Source organism: Acidobacteriota bacterium (assembly GCA_016715115.1).
GTDB lineage: Bacteria > Acidobacteriota > Blastocatellia > Pyrinomonadales > Pyrinomonadaceae > JAFDVJ01.
Window position 1 is genome coordinate 300,276 of sequence record JADKBM010000004.1, and the last position, 20,361, is coordinate 320,636.

A 20,361-nucleotide genomic window follows, 5' to 3' on the forward strand; every position below is an offset into this window, starting at 1 on the left:
AAGCTGGACAGTGAGCAGTGAGCGGTAAGCAGTGAGCAGTAGGATGTGAGCAGTGCTCACCGCTCTCCGCTCTCCGCTTACTGCTCACCGCTCACTGCTCACCGCTCACTGCTCACTGCTCACTGTTCTTACTGCTTCGGATAGCTCGGAAACGGCCCCTTCGCCGGCGTCTTGAGCGGGCGTTTCTTCAGTTCTTCCATCGTCACCTGAACCGCTTTTTCGAGTTGCGTGTCGCGGCCCTGGCGCCACATCACCGGATCGAGCTCGACATCGACGTCGGGCGCGACGCCCTTGTTTTCGACATCGAGTTCGCCCTGCGGATTGCGAAACGCGACGCGCGGCGCCGAAACGCTTCCGCCATCGATCAGCGTCGGATAGTTGTAGATTCCGACAAGTCCGCCCCAAGTGCGTTTGCCGACGAGCGTTCCGACCTTGTTCTGGCGGAACAGAAACGGCAAAAGGTCGCCGCCCGAGCTCGAATACTCGTTGATGATCATTGATTTCGGACCGAAGATCGCCGTTGCCGGCGTCGTGAAATCCTCGCCCTCGCGCGTCGACCAGTAATTCATCAGCGGCAGTTTCATATAGGAGATCATATAGTCCGCCGCGCTGCCGCCGCCGTTGAAGCGTTCGTCGATGACCGCACCCTCGCGATCGATCTGCGCAAAGTAGTAACGGTTGAAGTTCGTGTAGCCCTGGCCGCCGGTGTTCGGCAAATAGACATACGCGAGCTTGCCGCCGCTCAGTTCCTCGACCTTGCGGCGATTGTCCTCGATCCACGCGAGGTTTCGGAGTCCGGCTTCGTTGGCCACCGGAACGACCGTCACGTCGCGCGCGTCCTTACCGTCCGGGTTCGGTCCGACGCGGATCACGATCTGGCGTCCCGCGGTTTGCTGGAAGAGCGAGTAAATATTGTCGGTCGCTTTCAGTTCACGACCGCGAACCGCGAGCAGGTATTCGCCGGAACTGACGTTCACGCCCGGCTGCGTCAACGGCGCAACGAGTCCGGGATTCCAGTTCTCGCCGTCATAAACGCGCGCGAATCGGTAGCGCCCGTTCTCGATCTTGTAGTCGGCGCCGAGCAACCCGACCTGGTATCGCGTCGGCTGGGGCGAGTCCCCGCCGAACGAGTTATGGTGTCCGACGGTCAGGTTGCCGAGCGCTTCCTGAAAGAGATAATTCAGATCGTTGCGCGTCGCGAGCCCATCGACGAACGGGCGATAGCGCTCTTCCATCTTCTTGATGTCGACCCCGTGAAACGTCGGATCGTAGAAGAAATCGCGCTGGATCCGCCACGCTTCGCGGTACATCTGCTTCCATTCGGCGCGCGGATCGACATAAACCTCCATCTCACCGACGTTCAGCGCGCCCTCGCCGGGTCGCATCGGAAGAAACGTTGACGCGATCGTGAACCTTCCGGGAAACTGTCCGAACAGCATCTTTTCGCCGTTCGCCGAAACGTCAAATTGCGTCACGCCGTCGAGAACCTTTTCGGCCTTGCGTTTGTCGGTATCAAAGCGATGGACCGTTGCGCCGAAGTTCGGCGTCGAACCGGTTCCGCTTGCCGGAATGCTCTCGAGGAGAAAAAAGGATCCGGCGCGCGCGGGAAAGATCGCGACATAATCGCGCGCCGCCACCGGCAGTGCAACGACGCGCTGTCCGATTCGTTCGACATCGATCGTGACCGTCACCGGCTCAGGCTTTCCGGGCATTTTCGGCGCTTCGACCTTTGCCGGATCAACGACCTTCTCCTCGTCGCTTTCCGGCGCGAGCGGAGACGGATCGGACTTCTTCAGGACGATCGCGTAAACGCTCCGGGTCGTCGAGAACGGAAAACTCGACATATCGAGCCAGCCCGTCGTTTGGCCGTTGTCGGTGCTGGCGGTGAAATAGATGTATTTTCCGTTGCGGTCGAAAACCGCGTATCTCGCGTCCGACAATCCGTCGGTCAGCTTGCTCGACTTTCCCGTTTCAAGCGAGAAAACGTGGACGGCGCAGAGACGATTGCGGAGCTGTTTCGTGTAGACGATCCATTTGCTGTCCGGCGACCAGCTCGGATCGAGAACCTCGAACGGATTCTCGAACGTGTTCACATCGACCTTCACCGGCGTTCCCTTTTCAACTTCGAGGTACCAGACATTCAGACGTTTATCGGTGAAAACGATCTTCTTGCTGTCCGGCGAGAACTTCGGTTTGTAAAAATACGACGAGGGATTTCCGAGGCTGATCTTTTTGACGTCGCCCATTCCCGATTGATCGCGGAGATGAAGCGCGTATTCGCCCGATTCGTCGGAGAAATAGGCGACCCACTTGCCGTCCGGCGACCATACCGGATCGCGTTCGGCAACGCCCGGCGTGTTCGTCAAATTTCGCGGATTCCCCTTTTCGGCGGGAACGCTGAGAATCTCGCCGCGCGCTTCGAAAACGGCACGTGCGCCGGTCGCCGAGAGCGCGACGTTCTGAATTCGCTGAGCGACACGCTCGTAACGCGGACGAACCTGGGCGAGGTCGCCGCTGACCGAAATATCGACCTTTTTCGACTTGCCCGATCCAGGATCGAAGATATTGATCGATCCGAACTGCTCGTAGACGATCCCGTCCGGGCCGGCCGAAGCGGTCTTCAGATCGAATCCGGTGTTCGTCAGCGACGGCGCAACCTTTTTGGTCTTCGTATCGAAAGAATAGAGCGTTACGTTGCGGCCGTTGCGGTCGGAAAGAAAGTAGATCTTGTCGCCGAACCACATCGGAGTGTAATCGTTGGCGTTGATATGCGGGACCTCCTCGACGGCGGAATCGGCGAGGTTGCCGATCCAGATCTTCGTCGTCCGGCCTCCGCGATAGAGTTTCCACTGCGCGAACGCGCCGGCGAGCGGCATATACGCGATCCGTGACCCGTCCGGCGAGAACGAAGCGCCGCCGCCGGCCATCGGAAACGGCAATTCGGTCGGCATTCCCTCGCCGCTGACCGGCATCGTGTACATTTTGGGAGCCGGCATCCCGGAGTTGCGCCCCGAAAGAAACATCACGGATTTTCCATCGGGCGTCCAGCCGATAACGCTGTCGTTGCTGGGGTGGAAAGTCACCCTTCGCGGTTCTCCGCCGCTTGCGGGGATGACAAAAACATCGACGTTTCCGTCATACTCGCCGGTGAAGGCGATCCAGTTTCCGTCCGGCGAGAACGAAGGCCCGGCTTCGATGCCGACGCCGCTCGTCAGACGTTCGGCACTGCCTCCTTCACGCGCGACCTTCCACAGATCGCCGCCGAACGAAAAGACGATGTCGGTCTTGTTCATCGTCGGCTGGCGAAGGATCAACGGCGCGCCCTGCGCAAACGCGCCGGCCGCGAAAACAATTGTTGCGAAGATGATGGTTACGATGTTTTTCATATTCTTAAAATTCCAAATTCCAGATTCCAGATATTCCGAATTCCAGAAGCCAGATTCCAGTTATTCCAAATTCCAAATTCCAGATTCCAGATATTCCAGATTCCAGTTATTCGAAATTCCGGTTATTGCAAATTCCGGTTATTCCAGATTCCAGTTATTCCAAATTCCAATTATTCCAAATTCCAGATTCCAGTTATTCCAAATTCCAGATTCCAGTTATTCCAAATTCCAATTATTCCAAATTCCAATTATTCCAAATTCCAATTATTCCAAATTCCAATTATTCCAAATTCCAATTATTCCAAATTCCAATTATTCCAAATTCCAGTTTTCAATCCTTGGAATCCCTGGAATCTCACTGGAATCTCTCGAATCCCTGGAATCCCTGGAATCTCACTGGAATCCCTGGAATCCCTGGAATCTCACTGGAATCTCTCGAATCCCTGGAATCCTGGAATCTCACTGGAATCTCACTGGAATCTCTGGAATCCCTGGAATCCCTGGAATCTCACTGGAATCTCACTGGAATCTCTCGAATCCCTGGAATCTCTCGAATCCCTGGAATCCTGGAATCTCACTGGAATCCCTGGAATCCCTGGAATCTCACTGGAATCTCACTGGAATCTCTCGAATCCCTGGAATCCTGGAATCTCACTGGAATCCCTGGAATCCTGGAATCTCACTGGAATCTCACTGGAATCCCTGGAATCCCTGGAATCTCACTGGAATCCCCGGAATCCCTGGAATCCCCGGAATCCCTGGAATCCCCGGAATCCCTGGAATCCCCGGAATCCGTGGATTTACGGTTTCCCAAGTCCGGTCGATTTGTGATAATTCGGATAATCCGGACGCTTGTAATCCTTCGGCGGATTCTTGCGCAGTTCTTCGAGCAGCCATTCGACCGCCTTTTCAAGCTGCGGATCCCGCCCTTGGCGCCACATCGCCGGATCGTATTCGACCTCGATGTCGGGTGCGACGCCGACGTTCTCGACTTCCCATTGCCCGTTCAACCCGTAAACGGCGCCGTTCGGAGCGCGGATGCTGCCGCCGTCCATCAGCGTCGGAATTCCCGAAGCCCGAACAAGCCCGCCCCAGGTACGCTTGCCGACAAGGGCGCCGACCTTGAGATTCTTGAAGAACCAAGGCATCGCGTCGCCGCCCGAACCGGCCAGTTCGTTGATCAGCATCGCCTTCGGGCCGTAGATCGCACCTGCTGGAACGTTCCAGTCCTTGCCGGCGCGAAACGCGATCTTCGCAAGCTGCTGGCGACTCAGATATTCGACGACGTAATCCGCGAGAAGTCCGCCGCCGTTGAATCGTTCGTCGATGACCGCGCCGTACTTGTCCGTCTGTGCGAAAAAGTAGCGATTGAAACTCTGATAGCCGGGACCGCCGGTGTTTGGAATATACACATAGCCGAGTTTCCCGCCGCTCAACCGATCGACCGCGCGGCGGTTGTCCTCGATCCACGCCAGATTGCGAAGTCCGGTTTCGGTTCCGACGGGCACGACCGTTACGGCACGTGAGTCCTTTCCGTCGGGATTAGGACCGACCTTGATGACGATCTGTTTGTTCGCCGTGCTCTCAAACAAGCGATAGAGGTTGTCGGTGGATTTCAGATCGCGTCCCGCGACCGACAGCAGATACTCGCCGGGCTTGACGTTTACACCGGGCGCCGTGAGCGGCGCGCGGAGCTGCGGATTCCAGTTTTCGCCGTTGTAGACGCGCGCGAAGCGATAACGTCCGTTCTCGATCTTGTAGTCCGCGCCGAGCAAGCCGCCGGGAACGAAATTCGGACGCGGCTGATCGCCGCCGCCGATGTACATATGGCCGACGGTGATCTGGTTGAGCATTTCGCGGAAAAGATAGTTAAGGTCGTCGCGATGCGCAACGACGTCGACGTACGGCCCGTAAAGCTTCTTGGCCTTTTCGATATCGAGCCCGTGAATGTTCGGATCGTAGAAAAAGTCCCGCTCGCCGCGCCAGATCTCGTTGAACATCTGTTTCCACTCGGCGCGCGGATCGACGTAAACCTCCATATCCGAGGTCTTGACGATTCCCTCGCCGGGCCGCGCCGGAAACATCGTCGAGATCATATTCCACATCGGCCCTTGCTGGAAGAGCATCTTTTCGCCGTTGGCCGAGATCGCAAATCCGTTGATTCCCGGACGAACCTCTTCGAGCTTTCGTTTTTCGAGATCGAACTTGTGCAGCGTCAGTCCGAACGGTCCGGCCTGCGGCGCCGCGGGAAGTTCGGTTATATAGAGAATTCCGGGCTTTCCGGGAAAAAGTCCTGTAAAATCACGCGCCGGGATCTGCGGGATCGCGATGATTCGCTGGTCGATGCCATCGAGATCGACGCGCGTCGGTTCGGGCGCTTTCGGTTTCGGAGCAACCGGCGTCGCGGCGGCTACCGGCGTTGCTGCAACCGCGGGCGTCGCCGTCGGTGACGGTGACGGTGAAACGGCGGGTGTCGGCGCGGGCGCTTCTTTCTTCTCTTCCTGAACCTTTTCTTCGTCGCTTTCCGGAGCCAGCGGCGACGGAATATCATTGCGCAGAACGATCGCGTAGACGTTGCGTGACGTTTGGTGATTGATGCCCGAAAGGTCGGCGAAACTGATCGTCGGACCGACGTTCGTGCTGCCGGTAAAGAACAGGTACTTGCCGCTCTTGTCGAAAACGACGTGACGCGCGTCGCCAAGTCCATCCGTCACGCGAAACGTCTGCGCTTTGTCCACGGCGTAAAGAAAGACCGCGCGCAGGCGATTGTCGAGCTGTTTGGGATATCCGATCCAGTTGCTGTCCGGCGACCAGGTCGGTTCCATCACGTCGCCGAAATCGCCGTACGTATTCTGATCGACCCGCGTGTTCGTCCCTTTTTCGACATCGAGTATCCAAAGACTCACGTCCTGCCGGTTGTAAGCGATCTTCTTGCTGTCCGGCGACCAGACGGCCCCCGAGAAAAAACCGGGCTTGCCGTCGCCGAGGGCGAACTTCTTGACCTCGCCGCCGCCGGATTGATCGCGCAGGTGAAGCATATATTCGCCCGATTCGTCCGAGAAATACGCGATCCATTTGCCGTCGGGCGACCACGCGGGTTCGCGCTCCATAACGGCGGTCGTATTTGTCAGATTGCGCGCGTCGCCCTTGTCGGCCGGCGCGCTGATGATCTCGCCGCGGGCCTCGAAAACCGCTCGAACGCCGGTCGGCGAGATCGCCGCGCCCGCGATCCTTGAACCGACGCGCTCAAACCGCGGCCGCACGCCGGGAAAATCGCCGGTGACGCGGATGTTCACCTTTTTCGGTGACTTCGAACCGACATCGACGGTGTAGATCGCCCCAAATTGTTCGTAAACGATGGCGCCGCCGCCGGCCGAAGCGTATTTGATGTCAAGTCCGGAGTTCTCAACGATCTGCTCGACCTTTTTTGAACGCGTATCGTAGGAGAACAGGGTCACGACGCCGTTGTTGCGATCCGACAGAAAATAGACCTTGTCGCCGACCCACATCGGGCACTTGTCGTTCGAATTCTCGCGCGGAACCTTTTCGATCGTCGAATCTGCCAGTTTTGCTATCCAGATCGGTTGTGTCTGGCCGCCCTGATAACGCTTCCAGTCCGACTGCCACTGTGAGAGCGGTTCGTACGCGACGTACTGCGCGTCCGGAGAGAGCCATCCGCGATCGACCATCGGAAGCGGAAGTTCGACCGGAAGTCCGGCGCCTTCGACGCCGACCGTATAGAGCCTTGAGAAATTCGAGCTGCTATTGCGGGTCGAGACAAACAGAACGCTCTGGCCGTCGGGAGTCCAGCCCGACACTTCGTCGAGCGAGGGATGATATGTAACGCGCCGCGGAACTCCGCCCGCCGCGGGAACGACATAGACATCCGTATTTCCGTCGTATTCGCCCGTGAAGGCGATCATCGATCCGTCGGGCGAAAAATACGGGGCGGTCTCGACCCCGACTCCGGTCGTCAAACGACGCGCGTCGCCCCCGGCGCGCGGCACAATCCAGAGATCCCCCGCATACGAGAAAACGATTTCGGAACGGCTGATCGCCGGTTGACGGAACAATGTGACCTGTCCCGTCTGCGCGAGAGTCAGCACGGCCAGCGTGACCACAAAGAGCGATGACAAAGCGAACTTTCTCAAGTTTTTATTCTCCGTTATGAAAGATTGGCGGACACGCCGAGCGGAACTGCATTCCAAGGCCGGACAAAGGGAACAGGCCGTCAGGCTGATGGAAATCATCGGCGGTCGATCGGGTTTCGTTATTTACTACGCAGGAATCCGGTCAAAAGATTCACAATTTCTTCATTCGTGACGGCTGCAAATCGACAAATCAGCCGAATGGCACGAAACAGTTCGTATTTCCGCATTCAATGCGGATTATGCCTAGGACAGATTTGCCCGCCAATCACGCAAATAAACGCGAAAAATGGGTTTATTCATCTTGCTTTTCGCGATTCTTGCGCGTTTTTCGGGAAGTTCCTTCCTGAGCGTAATCTCGGTCTAATGCTCGCTGGTCTTTTCAAGGACGACCTGCGCGACGGCGTGCTCGGTCGTGTGCGAGATCGAAAGATGAATCCGTTCCGCGCCGAGCTCGGCGAGCAGTTTCTGCGCCTCACCCGTTGCAGTCAAAGTCGGAACGCCCATTTCGTCATTAAGGATCTCCATATCGTGCCACGAAAGGCGGCCGCGCCAGCCGGTCTTGAGCGCCTTCAGGAAAGCTTCTTTCGCCGCGAACCGGGCCGCGTAGCTTTGGGCGGCGGCGGCGCCTTTAGTGTCGCAGTAAGCGCGTTCGGCGGGCGTATAAACCCGCTCGGCAAACCGCGGAGTTCTTTCAATCGTTTCGCGAATCCGATAAACTTCAACAATGTCGATGCCGATGGAGATTATCATCAGATTTTGGGCTTCCGCGCTTGAATTTTCGCCCTCAGGCGGCCTAACACTATTTTACGTCGACTTGTATTAATTTTTCGCCGCCTGAAGGCGGAACTCCAAACTTTTGATGGACATTTTATCAGATAACGGATTTTACTGGCGCGAAAAGGACGGCGTACGCGTATTGGTTTCACGCTTGCTCGAGACGCACGGATTCGTCAACGGGTTTTCAACGCGGCTCGGAGGCGTTTCGTCGTTCCCTGAGAACGATCTCAACCTCGCCGGTTACGACGAAGACTCCGAAGCAAATATCGCCGAAAACCGGCGTCGTTTTATGAACGTTTTTAATCGCGGCTTTCGGCTCGCGTCCTGCTGGCAGATCCATAGTGCCGAGGTCCGTCAGGTCCTCGATTTCGATGACGCGATCGACGGCAACCACCGGATGGACGCGCTCGTCTCGGACGCCGCCGACGTCTTGCTGGGCGTCAAAACGGCCGACTGCATTCCGGTCCTTCTCGGAGACACGCGCACCGGCGCGTTCGCCGCGGTCCATGCCGGCTGGCGCGGAACGGTGCAATCTATCGTCGTCAATACGGTCCGGAAGATGCGCGCCGCATACGGAACCGAACCTGAAGATATTGTCGCCGCCATCGGACCGGCCGCGACCGCGCGCAACTACGAGGTCGGCCAGGACGTGATCGATGCGTTTCGCGAGAACTTTCCCGACTCCGAAAAACTCCTCACACCGACGCGCGAGGGACACGCTAAGATCGATCTGCATACGGCAAACAAAGACCAGTTGACGGATCTCGGTGTCAGCGAATCGCGGATCTCGGTTTCCGATCTTTGCACGATGGAGCGCACGGATCTTTTCTTCTCTTATCGGGTCGAGAAGAGGCTGTACGGGAAAACGGGCCGATTGATGGCAGTCATCGGGCGTGATTGAGCCTGAGGCCGGCGTTTTGTTGACCCGATACGTCAAATTTAACTAGAATTGTACCGAGGGCTTTTGGAGGTGTTCTAATGAAGTCTCGCGTCGTACTTCTCACGCTCGTCTGCGTGTCGTTGCTATTCACGATTCCGGCGTCGGCCAAAGACACCTGGATCAGCGTCCGCTCAAAGAATTTCCACCTCGTCGGCAATGCGAACGAAAAGGAAATTCGGCAGGTCGCGACGAAACTTGAACAGTTTCGCGAGACCTTTCGACAGATATTTCCGCGCGTCAAACTGAGCCAGTCGATTCAAACCAATGTGATCGTCTTCAAAGACGATGGGGCGTATCGTCCGTTCAAACCGAAAAATGCAAGCGGCAAGACGATCGATTCCATCGCCGGCTATTTCCAGCCCGGCACCGACGTCAACTACATCACTCTCGCGATTGACGCCGATATGAAAGATACGTACGGCATTATCTTTCACGAGTACGTCCATTTCATTCTCGAAGCGAACTTCGGCAAATCGGAAGTGCCGGCGTGGTTCAACGAGGGGCTCGCCGAATACTATCAGACGTTCAAGATAGAGAACGATCAAAAGGTGACGCTCGGCATTATCCAACCCAACCATCTCTACTTTCTTCAACAGTCCAAACTGATGCCGCTGAAGTCGTTTTTCGAGATCGACAACTATTCGCTGCACGAAAGCGGGAGTCACTCGCGAAGCATTTTTTACGCACAGGCCTGGGCGTTGATCCATTATCTGCTCCAGGGAGTAAAGGGCGGCAACGCGGACGGCTTGAATAATTTTCTGACGCTCGTGATGAAGGGCGCAAAGCCGGAAGATGCGTTTCAGCAAGCCTTTCTGATGGACTATCCGGCGATGGAAAAGGCTCTGACCAATTACGTCGCGCAAAGCAAGTATTACTCGTCAGTCCTGAGTTTCAAACAGAAACTGATCTTTGATACGGAGATGAAGACGGCGCCATTGTCCGAAGCGGAAAGCAATGCTTTTCTCGGCGACCTGCTCTTTCATACGAACAGCCTGGCCGACGCCGAGATCTATCTTCAAAAGGCGATCGCGCTCGACCCGAAATCGAGTATGGCGAACACTTCGCTTGGCTTGATTCGGACGCGGGAGCGGAAATTCGAAGAGGCGAAGGCGTTTCTTGAAAAGGCGATCGCGGGCGACGCCAGGAACCATTTCGCCCATTACAACTACGCGTACGTCCTCAGCCGGGAAGGTATGGACGAGTTTGGTTTTGTCCAAAAGTACGCGCCGGACTCGGTGAAGAGAATGCGCGATTCGTTGGTCAAGGCAATCGAACTGAATCCGGCCTTCACCGAGAGTTACCAATTGCTTAGCTTTCTTTACCTGGTCAACAACGAAAATCTCGAAGAGGCCATTGTCTTGCTCAAGAAAGCTGCCGATCTGCAGCCCGGAAATCAACAGAATCAATACCTACTTGCACAGCTCTACTTGCGGCAGGAAAAGGTTGCCGAAGCCAGCGCTCTCGCCGAGAAGATCTTCAGGACAGCCGATGAACCCGATCTCAGGGCGAAGGCGCAGGCGTTGATCAACAACATCCGGGAGTATCAGGAGAAACGGGCCTTTTTCGACAAGCAGACGAAGGAACTGGAGGACCGCGGCATCAAGGCGCCGATCCTCGTCAAGCGGAAAGGTGAAAAGCCTTTGACCGAAGAAGAGGTTGAACGGATCAAAAGGGAGAACGAGATCATCAGTCTCAACAGCGCCGTGAAAAGGCCTGAAGCCGGACAAACCGAGGCGGTCGGCTATTTGGACCGCGTCGCCTGTGTCCGCGGCGAGGTCGTCTATACATTTCGTTCGGAGACCGAATCCTTCACGCTCACGAGCAAGGGTTTCGGCGAACTCGACCTTATGGCGATGGTCGAAGAGGCGCAAAATCTCTCGTTCGGCTGCGATGCCGACGTCAAAGCGATGAAGGCGGTCGTGATCTACGAACCGGCGAAGGTCGCGAACGCGAAGTCGCGCGGAACGCTTCGCTCGCTGACGTTCGTTCCTCAGTATTTCGAGCGCAAGACCGAAGAAGAGCTGAAGAACGCAAGGCAAACGGTGATCGTCGAAGATCCGCGCGACGACCCGAATGCCCAGGCGGAATTCGAGAAGAAGCGGCGGGAGATGATGCTCGAGAACATCAGGAACAACCTTCGCAAACCCGCTGATGGCGAGACTCGTGTGTTCGGAATCGTCGAACGGATCGAGTGTTCGGGAGGCGCAATGTACTTCGTCGCGAAGGTCGATGACGCGACGTTGAAGCTTAAGGCGAAATCGCCGCAGATCAGATCATTTTCGGCGGAAGCGTCGGGACTTCAATTCGGGTGCGGAGTGAAAATGCCGCAACTCAGGGCATACATCATATTTCGCGGCAGCATTCTCGACGCCGGCGAATTGGTTTCCGTCGAGTTCGTTCCGCCGAGTTTCAAGCCTGAAGAGTGATCATCCCGAGTAGGCATAGCGGATTTTGCCCGCGGATCTTCGCGAATCCGCTCCAAAGCCACGAGAACGAATGTCTTTTTATGGATTTGATCCACCAAACGCGGTTTTCTCGTATGGCTTCAGATCAGATGCGGATTCGCGGAAATTCGCGGGCAAACTCCAGCCTGTCGGAAACTAAATTTACTTCTTCAAGCGTGCGGAGCACGCGAACTTGCGATAGCACCACGTGGAGCGGAGCGGAACGTGGTGGCTGAACGCCCGGGTTCCAAAGCGTGTGTAACACGCGCAACTCTCGTGGCTGTTTCACCCGCTCGGTTGAGTTGATCGCGGCGACACCTGGGTTTCGCTCCGCTCCACGTGGTGCTATCGGACGTGCGTGTGCTCCGCACACTGCATCCGTTTTTCCGACAGGCTCCAATGTAAGAAAGCAGATGCCTGCAATTCTTCCGCTTGGCGAATACGTCCTCTGAAATCTGAGATTTGAGATATTTGAGATATTTGAGATTCCAATTCCTACGAGTGAAAGGCAATTTTTTGAATTTGGCTCGCCAACGCAGTTTTCAAATTTCGATTCCGACGGGAATTCGCGTTTTTTCGCTTCGATTCGCGGTCAAAAACTCTGTTGGGGCTATTTGACGCGGACCGAAAGAATAATGCGTCGCGTCTTTTGCGGATAGCAGACCTCGTCCGTGCACGGCTGGAAATCCGCGGCGATACGCACGGTTGCCCTGTTTCGTCGAAAGCCGCGTGGGATCTGAAGTCTGAATGTGAAGCGTACGCGGCCTTCATAGACGTTCAGCGGTTCGTCCGAGAACGCAAAGATCTTGTTCTTTCCGGCCGGATACCTCAGCCCGTAGATCTTGCCGCCGCCCGCCGTTATGCGGATCGATGTCGGGATCAGATTCTCGGTGTTGGGACGGTTTGAATTAACGTGGAATCCGGGCGGAATTGTCAGAATGACCGTGCCCGTTGACGTACCGCCGCGTTTGACGGGTGCGACGGACGCGGAAATCGTTTGCGCGGCGGCGGCAAGCGCCGCGCCGAGCAGGAGCGTGATCGTCAGGATTGCGCGCTTCATTTCAACTCAAAACTCTCGAGCATTTCGCGGACGCGGACGTTGAACTCATCATAGTGATCGGCCAGGATCGTGATCTTCAACTCGAACCCATTGCCGCCGCGATTCAAGGTCTTGCAAAACTCCTTGATCGTCACGCCGTCCTCTTCGCGTTCGGACTTCGAAGATGAATCCTCATCTGATGCCGGTCCGATCACGATCGTCGCCGTCGCCCGGAGCATCTCCTCGGACGCTTCGCTTTCGCCGAATTCCTTCGAACGCGCCTCGAACGCGTATTTCGATTCGACGGGGCAGATGAAACCCTCCGGTTTGACGATCACGAAGTCGTCCGTTTCGACCGTTTCACGCGCGTATGCGTTCTCCGCAAGGCGCTTGATCTTGGTCGAAGCGTAAATCATAAGCGCGACGATGATGCCGCCGACGATCCAGATTTCCATATTCAGCTGTTATTGGCCCGGCCGACGGAATTCACCGTCGATTTCGCCGCAAGTTGTCCGCAGGCGGCGAAAATATCGCGGCCGCGCGGCGTGCGTACGTAAGCGGAAATGCCCTTTTCCTCAAGAATTTCCTTGAACCTTGCAACCTTCGAAGGCGCCGGCGGCCCGTATTCGAGCGGCTCGGCAGCGTTGTGCGGAATCAGATTGATCTTCGCACGACGCAGTTTGTGCCGTTTCAGGAGTCCGGCAAGTTTCACGGCGTGCTCGTCCGAATCGTTCACGCCGCCGAGCAGGACGTATTCAAATGTAAAACGCTCGCCGCGCTTCAAGGTCGATTCGAACTCCTTTGCGGCCGCGAGAAGTTCGTCGATGTTCCATTTCTTGTTGATCGGCATCAGCCGGTCGCGAAGTTCGTCGTCCGGCGCCGAGAGACTGATCGCGAGGTGCGGACGTTTCTCGAGCCCGGCAAATTCGCGGATCTTCGGAACGATTCCGGCGGTCGAGACCGTGACGCGGTTCGGGACGATATGCAGGCCGTCCTTGTCGGCCATTATCGAGATCGCCTTGATCAGATTCTCGAAATTCAGAAACGGTTCGCCGGCGCCCATTCCGACGAGGTTCGTTCCGTGCGGAGTTTCGCCGGCGACACCGTAAACATCTGAAAGAACGATGATTATCTGTTCGACGATCTCACCGGCCGTGAGATTTCTGAGCAATCCGAGCTTCGCCGTCAGGCAGAAATCGCATTTGAGCGGGCAGCCCGACTGCGACGAGAAACAGATCGTGTCGCGGCTTTCGGTCGGGATAAAGACCGTTTCGACCGGAAGATTATCGCGCGTTTTCATCAGAAACCGGCGCGTGCCGTCCTCGGAAACGTACTTTGATTCGACGGTCAGCGTTGACGCCGCGGCGTTCTCCGCGAGTTTTTCGCGAAGCGCCTTCGGCAGGTCGGTCATCTCTGTGAAATCAAGCAAACGCCGACCGTGAAGCTGCTTGAAGATCTGCTTCGCCCGAAACCGCGGTTCGCCGATTTCGGTCACGAATTCTTCAAGTTCGCGGGGCGTCAACCCGGTCAGATGTGCCTTTTTCTCCAACAAAACCATCGGTGAATACGATAACATATTCGATTTTGGATTTTGGATTTTGGATTTCGGATTTCGGATTTCGGATTTCGGATTTTGGATTTTGGAATTTGGAATTTGGAATTTGGAATTTGGAATTTGGAATTTGGAATTTGGATTTTGGAATTTGGAATTTGGAATTTGGAATTTGGAATTTGGATTTTGGAATTTGAAACGAGTCAGTACCGCCTGCGTAAGCGGGCGGGCAACGATGGGATTTTTGAACAAAAGATATTCAAGGACTATGGAGGTGGTATGCCTAAGTCTTTGCAAATTTTAAGGATCAATTTTTCGTTTACTTCCGAGTGTCGCGGAACCGCTGAGCGTCGATTCTGAGTTGGGTTATGCCACCATGAATGACTGCCGCCCTCGCGGAGCAATTCGCAACCATGCTCGCGTAAATGGCGGATCAGTTGACGGCGCTTCATGCTGCGATTAACGCCTCTTCAAAATTCGCACCTGCCATACGACGGGCATCTTCGCGATTAAATTCCAACGCTTCGCGCAAGGTAATTCGAAGGCTTTCCAACAGCCCCTCACGCGTCGCTTCCTGACAGTTGACACCGGGCACTTCTTCGACCCAGCCGATCCACCAATCGCCATCCTGTTTCACAACCGCCGTGTATTTATTCTCCATAATGTAGTTTCCCCAGACATCCACATTCTAACACGACTCTCTTTCCAAAGCCGGCGAAACCAACGCCCGCGGGACCGACGACCGTCGACCCGTAATTGCCAGGTTTTTGAAGAAATAGTTGTGCTATCATTTGCGCGAGATTGAGTATGAATCTGGAACCGGTCATGAACAAAATACGAGCCGCGTGTCGGGCCAAAGATATCGCAATGTTGGGCGTCTTTGGGTCGGTCGGCCGCGATGAAGACACGCCGGATGGCGATGTCGATCTGCTCGTCCGTCTCGGCAAGCCGGTTGGATTTGTCGAGTTTATCGCTCTTGAAGACACGTTCAAAGAGATCTTCGAACGAAACGTTGATCTCGCGACCGAAGTATCGCGTATGTAATTGATGATTCATTGTCCAAGAACCTTGATCGGATTCTCATAGAGTTCTTTGATACGTTTAGTCTCGAACGTATTTCCAAGGAACAATTTTCTCACCCTCTTCTCTGCTTTCTTCATCAACTTGGATTTCTGTTTTGCATCTTTCACTTCGTGATAAAAGGCAAAAGATAAATCGGCCGGTAGATTTCCTCCACTTTCTGTCAACAAGAAGTCGTAGTCACTTCGTCTTGTAATATCAGTTAGCGTTGCCGCAATAAAAAACAAAGAATACAGCTTTTCAGGGGAGTTCGCTTCTGATCCGATATCTATCGCAGCTTCCTCAAGTGCATCTTTGAACAAGTCGTACGAATAAGCCCCGCGAATCACGGTTTGAAACAACCACAAAACATGCATGCGTGGCATTCTTGCTAATGCTCCGGAGCTCTTGCCAGACACGATTCTAAGATAAAATGAGGAAGCTTCCTTCATAATTTGTTTCACCAAATCGCGAGCAACATCCTTTGGACTAAGGTAAGCCGCGAGAAAAAAATTCGACATGTTTATCAATTTAAGCCACTTTTCGAGTTCAGTATCCGGCTCAATGCCGAGGAGATCCAGAAGGATCTCGGGAGCATCCTGTAAGAGACCTAAATAGAAGAAGTAGGTGTTCTGCCAGTACATTTGAAACGCTCTATTACTAATCGCAAGATTCCGATCATGCGCCGCATGTTTCGCATAAAAGAACTCGGGAAAGGTCCGATGTTTGAACAGAATACGAGTTCCCGTATAGTCAAACGCCATAATCTCGGTTCGGGTCATCATCATGTTGAATAAATCGTCAGTTTTAATGCCCAAGGTTCGACGATCGAGATACTCGTTGAAGAAGGACTTAGCGTGGTCAACGTCAAGCTCTTGAACTTCATTATCGAGCATAAACTGTGAGATATTCATCATTATCTGAGACAAGGCACTGAATTCTTTTTGGGACTGCAATCCCTTCTCCATATCCCATCGTCCCAGTGCATATTCAGTGTATTTCTCATATAGCTCAGTTAAGTTTGACGGAACGTCTCGATCACTTTCGTTGAGTAAGCTCGCCAATAGAATAATCGCAATCGGATTCTTAGGAAGATCGTCGAACAAAGGTGATTTCCGTAGACCTTGAGCTATTCGATTTGTGACGTCGAGGTTATTGCAAATCTTCGCGATAATGATTAAAGCCTTCTTGAACGATAACGACCGAATAAAATATTTGCCAACGTGATTTCTGATCGCGACACATTCTTCGAAGGCCTTGAGTCTTCGCGAAGCAAAGATCGCTTTAATGCTCTCTCGTTTCGCAATATTTTCGACTAGCGCTTCAAACCGATGCATTTGGTCACTGAAAAGGCCCTTCTTCTCATCGAGTCCATCTATCAAGAGCAAAATCTTTGTTGAGTCCTCAAGCTCGTCGCGTACCCCTTGCGGCAGCTTGTCTTCAATAGCCGCATCTATATTCAAATCATAGTCATCAACAATTTCCTTAAAGGTTAGTGGGATCGGTAAATAGTGCAAATGTTCAAAGGTTCCTGGCGTTGTGTATTTTTTTACAAGATGACGAAGTAGCTTCGTCTTTCCCATGCCCATATCGGCCTCTAAAAGCAGGATTCTTTCTTTATCTATTGTGGAATAAAAATCTACTTTCCTTATTCCCTGAGCGAGACGCTGCAACCTTATTCGATATTCCTTTCGCGGAAACGTACAGACGTCGGGCTCAATGAACAAATCGCCCTCCAAAGATGGAATCAAGCTATATCTTTTGTCAGCCTCCGTGGCGAAAAAATTAAGATCTGAAAGATATTTTGCGGTATGGATTTTACCTGTCATCCAAACATAGGGGACATATTTGTCGATCAGCTCCTCGACCCTTCTTCCATCAAAGAAGACAATCTTACTGGTTTTGAACTTCTCCCAAATTTTCTCCTGCGCTCCCCCTGTCACAACCCCAGTGACAAAAATCCAAATCTCTCTAATCCTTATTTTGTCTTTGCCATTTCTAAATGTTCTTTCAAGCGTACACTCATCAATTTGTCTCTCAATATCCGTAAAGTTCTGGTGAAGCGGGCCAATTTTGACAATTACTCCAACGTGGTCATCCATAGACGTAGTAACGTCAGTCTTTAGAAGTACAAAATCTGCACCTCTCTCTCGATTTCCTTGAGTATATTCAACATCTTTAACCTCAGGCATTTTCCTGAGCAGTTGGTCTAACATCGGATGAAGCACTTTAACTTCATCTGTAATTTTCTCTATTTTATTTTGTCGCGCTGGAAGTGACATCAATTTCTCCAATTAGATTCATGTTGTTTAACCAACATATTGGATGTAGATACGAAATTCAAAAAAATATCCACAGCAAAGTTAGAAGACAGCGGCGGGCAAAATCCGCGGCTTGGTTAGGTAACTAAGCGGTTGGTGGTGGTGGTAACGCCTTCTTCTTTGGTAGTGACTCGACGTGATCTGCCGAACTCCACGCGGCGATGGCGTTGGGCTTGCCGGTGCAGAAGTTCGGAACTCCACGGCCGATGGCTCCTCTTAAAGCGATCATCTTCAGCTTATCGCCCAACCCCACGTTTTTCTGGATCAGGCCGGCGACGGCGCTGTCTAGGCCGAACAAGGCTTCGTACTCAATTTCAAACATGTTTTCGTCCAGTACGAGGACCACGAAATCTACCGTCCGTTGACTGCAACACGGGCCTGCTTCAATGTATCTGCGGTTCTTTTCGTTCATAGGGTGTAATGAACCTCTTAAGGTTTTCTATTACCGGGACGTTGTTGTGGTAAGTCGATAATACTCCAGTCATTAATGATGTCAAGATTAAGGCAGCGTCCATTCTGTAATTTCGATCGTTTGAGGGTTTCTGCAAAGGCTCGTCGGAGAGCTTTGAAACCGCACTTTGTGCGGTATCGCGTGTTTCTACGTAGTTCCCGCGGCGGCAGTCGGCGGGGATGTGAATCTTTGTGGAAATGTCGGGACCGGACTTCGATGAGACTGAACCGTCAGCCTTGGCCCGAATTGGCGGCTTGCCGCACGGATGTGCGTGTTGGGTATTTGGGATCTAAATTCTGAAATTTCGAGATCTCGGTTTTGGATTGGTCTCAGATGTTCAGGGCAGGGCTCGTACCCTGCCGATACGGCGGCCCAAAAATCGCGGGCTATTGCCCGCGCACGCGATCAGTCATTTGCTATCCGGGTCAATGGAATCAACGGGCAATAGAACGATTCGCCAGGGCAGGAGCCCTGCCCTAAACGATTGACCGGGACATTTTTGGCCCAATCCAAAATCCAAAATCAAAATCTACCACCAGGACGTGCTCTTTTTGCGCGTTCCCGATCCGCCGAGGAGGCTGCCGAGAACGCCGCGGACTAGCTGGCGGCCGACGTTGCTGCCGATGGAGCGCGCGGCGCTCTTTGCAAACGCGCCGAAGGTCGAATCAGTCCGGCTTGATCCACCTGCTGCCCGCTCTTCCCTGGCGTCTTCCTTGGCCTGTTTCTCGGCCGCTTCCTGCGCCGCGAGCGCTTCGGCTTCGGCCTGCTCGGCCGCCGCCGCCGCGTCGGTTCGCGCTTTGATGAGTTCGTGAGCGGATTCGCGGTCGACAACCTTTTCGTACTGGCCGGCGACGATCGAGTTCGAGATCAACTGTTGCCGCTGTTCCGGAGTGACCGGACCGATGTGGCTGTGCGGCGGGATGACGAAAGCGCGTTCGACCATCGACGGGGTGCCCTTTGCATCAAGAAATGAAACGAGCGCCTCGCCGACGCCGAGTTCGGTGATCGCCGTCTCGACATCGATTTCCGGATTCTGCCGAAACGTCTCGGCCGCCGACCTGACCGCTTTCTGGTCGCGCGGCGTGAAGGCCCGAAGCGCGTGCTGGACGCGATTGCCGAGTTGCCCGAGGATCGTTTCGGGAATATCGATCGGGTTCTGGGTCACGAAATAAACGCCAACGCCTTTTGAACGGATCAGCCGAACGACCTGTTCGATCTTTTCGACCAACGCCGTCGGCGTGTCGGCGAACAGGAGATGCGCCTCGTCGAAAAAGAACACGAGCTTCGGCTTTTCGAGATCGCCGGCTTCGGGCAGCATTTCGAACAATTCCGAAAGGAGCCAGAGCAGAAACGTCGAATAAAGCTTCGGCGAAAGAAAAAGCTTGTCGGCGGCGAGAACGTTGACGACGCCCTTGCCGCTGATCGTCTGCATAAAGTCGTTGAGACTGACCGCCGGCTCGCCAAAGAACTTTTCGGCACCCTGGCTTTCGAGTTCGAGCAATCCACGCTGGATCGCGCCGATGGTCGCCTTTGAAACGTTGCCGTATTCGGTCTGGAACTGATCGGCGTTCTCGCCAACCCATTGCAGCAGTGAGCGCAGATCTTTAAAATCGAGCAGCATCAGACCATTCGTGTCGGCGATCTTGAAACACATCGACAGCACCGCTTCCTGCGTGTCGTTCAGTTGAAGTATTCGCCCGAGGAGCAACGGCCCCATTTCCGATACGGTCGCGCGAAGCGGATGCCCCTGTTCGCCGAAAACGTCCCAGAGCGTTACGGGGCAATTCGCAAATTCGAAACCTTCTTTAAGCCCGAGAAGTGTCAAGCGATCATCGACCTTTGAATTCCCGCCGCCGCTTTGCGAAATGCCGGTCAGATCGCCCTTGATGTCGGCCATAAAGACCGGAACGCCGATCCGGCTGAACGCCTCGCCCATCCGTTGAAGTGTGATCGTCTTTCCGGTCCCGGTCGCACCGGTGATCAATCCGTGACGATTCGCCTTGTCCGGCAAAAGAAAACATTCCTTTGCATCCTTTTTAGCAACCAAAATGGGATCTGCCATATATTTCCTTCGTAGATTTGAATTCGGGGACAATGCGCTTATATTACAACAAACGATTTCGGATTGGGGAATTCGGAATTGGGATTTCGCATTATGATGGAAGTTTTTGATACTCAGGGCGATTGTTCGATCGGGCAAAACGTTGCGAACTTTGCGCGAAGAATTGGCTTCGGCCAGGG

The 20,361-nt window shown here is 54.1% G+C and carries 14 protein-coding genes; 3 read left to right on the forward strand and 11 right to left on the reverse strand.

The genetic code is table 11. From position 1 onward, the window contains the following. Positions 1-128 precede the first annotated feature (128 nt). The 3 genes from IPN69_03550 to IPN69_03560 form a co-directional block, all read right to left on the reverse strand. A complete protein-coding gene (locus tag IPN69_03550; GenBank protein MBK8809791.1) occupies positions 129-3,386 on the reverse strand; it encodes a PD40 domain-containing protein in 3,258 nt (1,085 codons plus the stop codon). A gap of 800 nt (positions 3,387-4,186) precedes the next feature. Beyond that, positions 4,187-7,537 carry a PD40 domain-containing protein gene (locus tag IPN69_03555; protein ID MBK8809792.1) on the reverse strand — a complete coding sequence of 1,117 codons (3,351 nt, stop codon included), beginning with the start codon at positions 7,535-7,537 and terminating at the stop codon, positions 4,187-4,189. A 360-nt stretch (positions 7,538-7,897) separates the two neighbouring features. Beyond that, positions 7,898-8,287, reverse strand: a complete 390-nt coding sequence (locus IPN69_03560) for a holo-ACP synthase (protein MBK8809793.1) — start codon at positions 8,285-8,287, stop codon at positions 7,898-7,900. Positions 8,288-8,396: 109 nt separating this feature from the next. Here IPN69_03560 and pgeF point away from each other — a divergent pair, with 109 nt between their 5' ends. Together pgeF and IPN69_03570 are read left to right on the forward strand one after the other, a co-directional pair. Further along, the gene (pgeF, locus tag IPN69_03565) at positions 8,397-9,215 is read left to right on the forward strand and encodes a peptidoglycan editing factor PgeF (GenBank protein MBK8809794.1); all 819 of its coding nucleotides are present in this window, start codon (positions 8,397-8,399) and stop codon (positions 9,213-9,215) included. Between the two features lie 77 nt (positions 9,216-9,292). Then, positions 9,293-11,680: a tetratricopeptide repeat protein gene (locus tag IPN69_03570; protein MBK8809795.1), complete on the forward strand. Its 2,388-nt coding sequence runs from the start codon at positions 9,293-9,295 to the stop codon at positions 11,678-11,680. A gap of 628 nt (positions 11,681-12,308) precedes the next feature. Here the strand turns inward: IPN69_03570 and IPN69_03575 are convergent. The 5 genes from IPN69_03575 to IPN69_03595 form a co-directional block, all read right to left on the reverse strand. After that, positions 12,309-12,758: a hypothetical protein gene (locus IPN69_03575; protein MBK8809796.1), complete on the reverse strand. Its 450-nt coding sequence runs from the start codon at positions 12,756-12,758 to the stop codon at positions 12,309-12,311. Continuing rightward, positions 12,755-13,192 carry a hypothetical protein gene (locus IPN69_03580; protein ID MBK8809797.1) on the reverse strand — a complete coding sequence of 146 codons (438 nt, stop codon included), beginning with the start codon at positions 13,190-13,192 and terminating at the stop codon, positions 12,755-12,757. The genes IPN69_03575 and IPN69_03580 overlap by 4 nt, the downstream gene beginning before the upstream one ends. 2 nt (positions 13,193-13,194) lie before the next feature. Next, the gene (gene rlmN, locus IPN69_03585) at positions 13,195-14,295 is read right to left on the reverse strand and encodes a 23S rRNA (adenine(2503)-C(2))-methyltransferase RlmN (GenBank protein ID MBK8809798.1); all 1,101 of its coding nucleotides are present in this window, start codon (positions 14,293-14,295) and stop codon (positions 13,195-13,197) included. Positions 14,296-14,555: 260 nt separating this feature from the next. Further along, the gene (locus IPN69_03590) at positions 14,556-14,741 is read right to left on the reverse strand and encodes a type II toxin-antitoxin system HicA family toxin (GenBank protein MBK8809799.1); all 186 of its coding nucleotides are present in this window, start codon (positions 14,739-14,741) and stop codon (positions 14,556-14,558) included. Beyond that, complete coding sequence (locus IPN69_03595) at positions 14,738-14,950, reverse strand: type II toxin-antitoxin system HicB family antitoxin (protein ID MBK8809800.1); 213 nt, start codon at positions 14,948-14,950, stop codon at positions 14,738-14,740. Before IPN69_03595 ends, IPN69_03590 begins: the two co-directional genes overlap by 4 nt. 146 nt (positions 14,951-15,096) lie before the next feature. Between IPN69_03595 and IPN69_03600 the strand changes: the two genes are divergently transcribed. Beyond that, positions 15,097-15,333, forward strand: coding sequence for a nucleotidyltransferase domain-containing protein (locus IPN69_03600; GenBank protein MBK8809801.1), 237 nt, complete (start codon positions 15,097-15,099; stop codon positions 15,331-15,333). 8 nt (positions 15,334-15,341) lie between these two features. On the opposite strand, the gene IPN69_03605 is transcribed toward IPN69_03600, so the two are convergent. The 3 genes from IPN69_03605 to IPN69_03615 form a co-directional block, all read right to left on the reverse strand. Then, positions 15,342-17,630 carry an NACHT domain-containing protein gene (locus tag IPN69_03605; protein ID MBK8809802.1) on the reverse strand — a complete coding sequence of 763 codons (2,289 nt, stop codon included), beginning with the start codon at positions 17,628-17,630 and terminating at the stop codon, positions 15,342-15,344. 124 nt (positions 17,631-17,754) lie between these two features. Continuing rightward, positions 17,755-18,081, reverse strand: coding sequence for a hypothetical protein (locus IPN69_03610; GenBank protein ID MBK8809803.1), 327 nt, complete (start codon positions 18,079-18,081; stop codon positions 17,755-17,757). 568 nt (positions 18,082-18,649) lie between these two features. Further along, positions 18,650-20,182, reverse strand: a complete 1,533-nt coding sequence (locus tag IPN69_03615) for a DUF853 family protein (protein MBK8809804.1) — start codon at positions 20,180-20,182, stop codon at positions 18,650-18,652. Positions 20,183-20,361 lie beyond the last annotated feature (179 nt).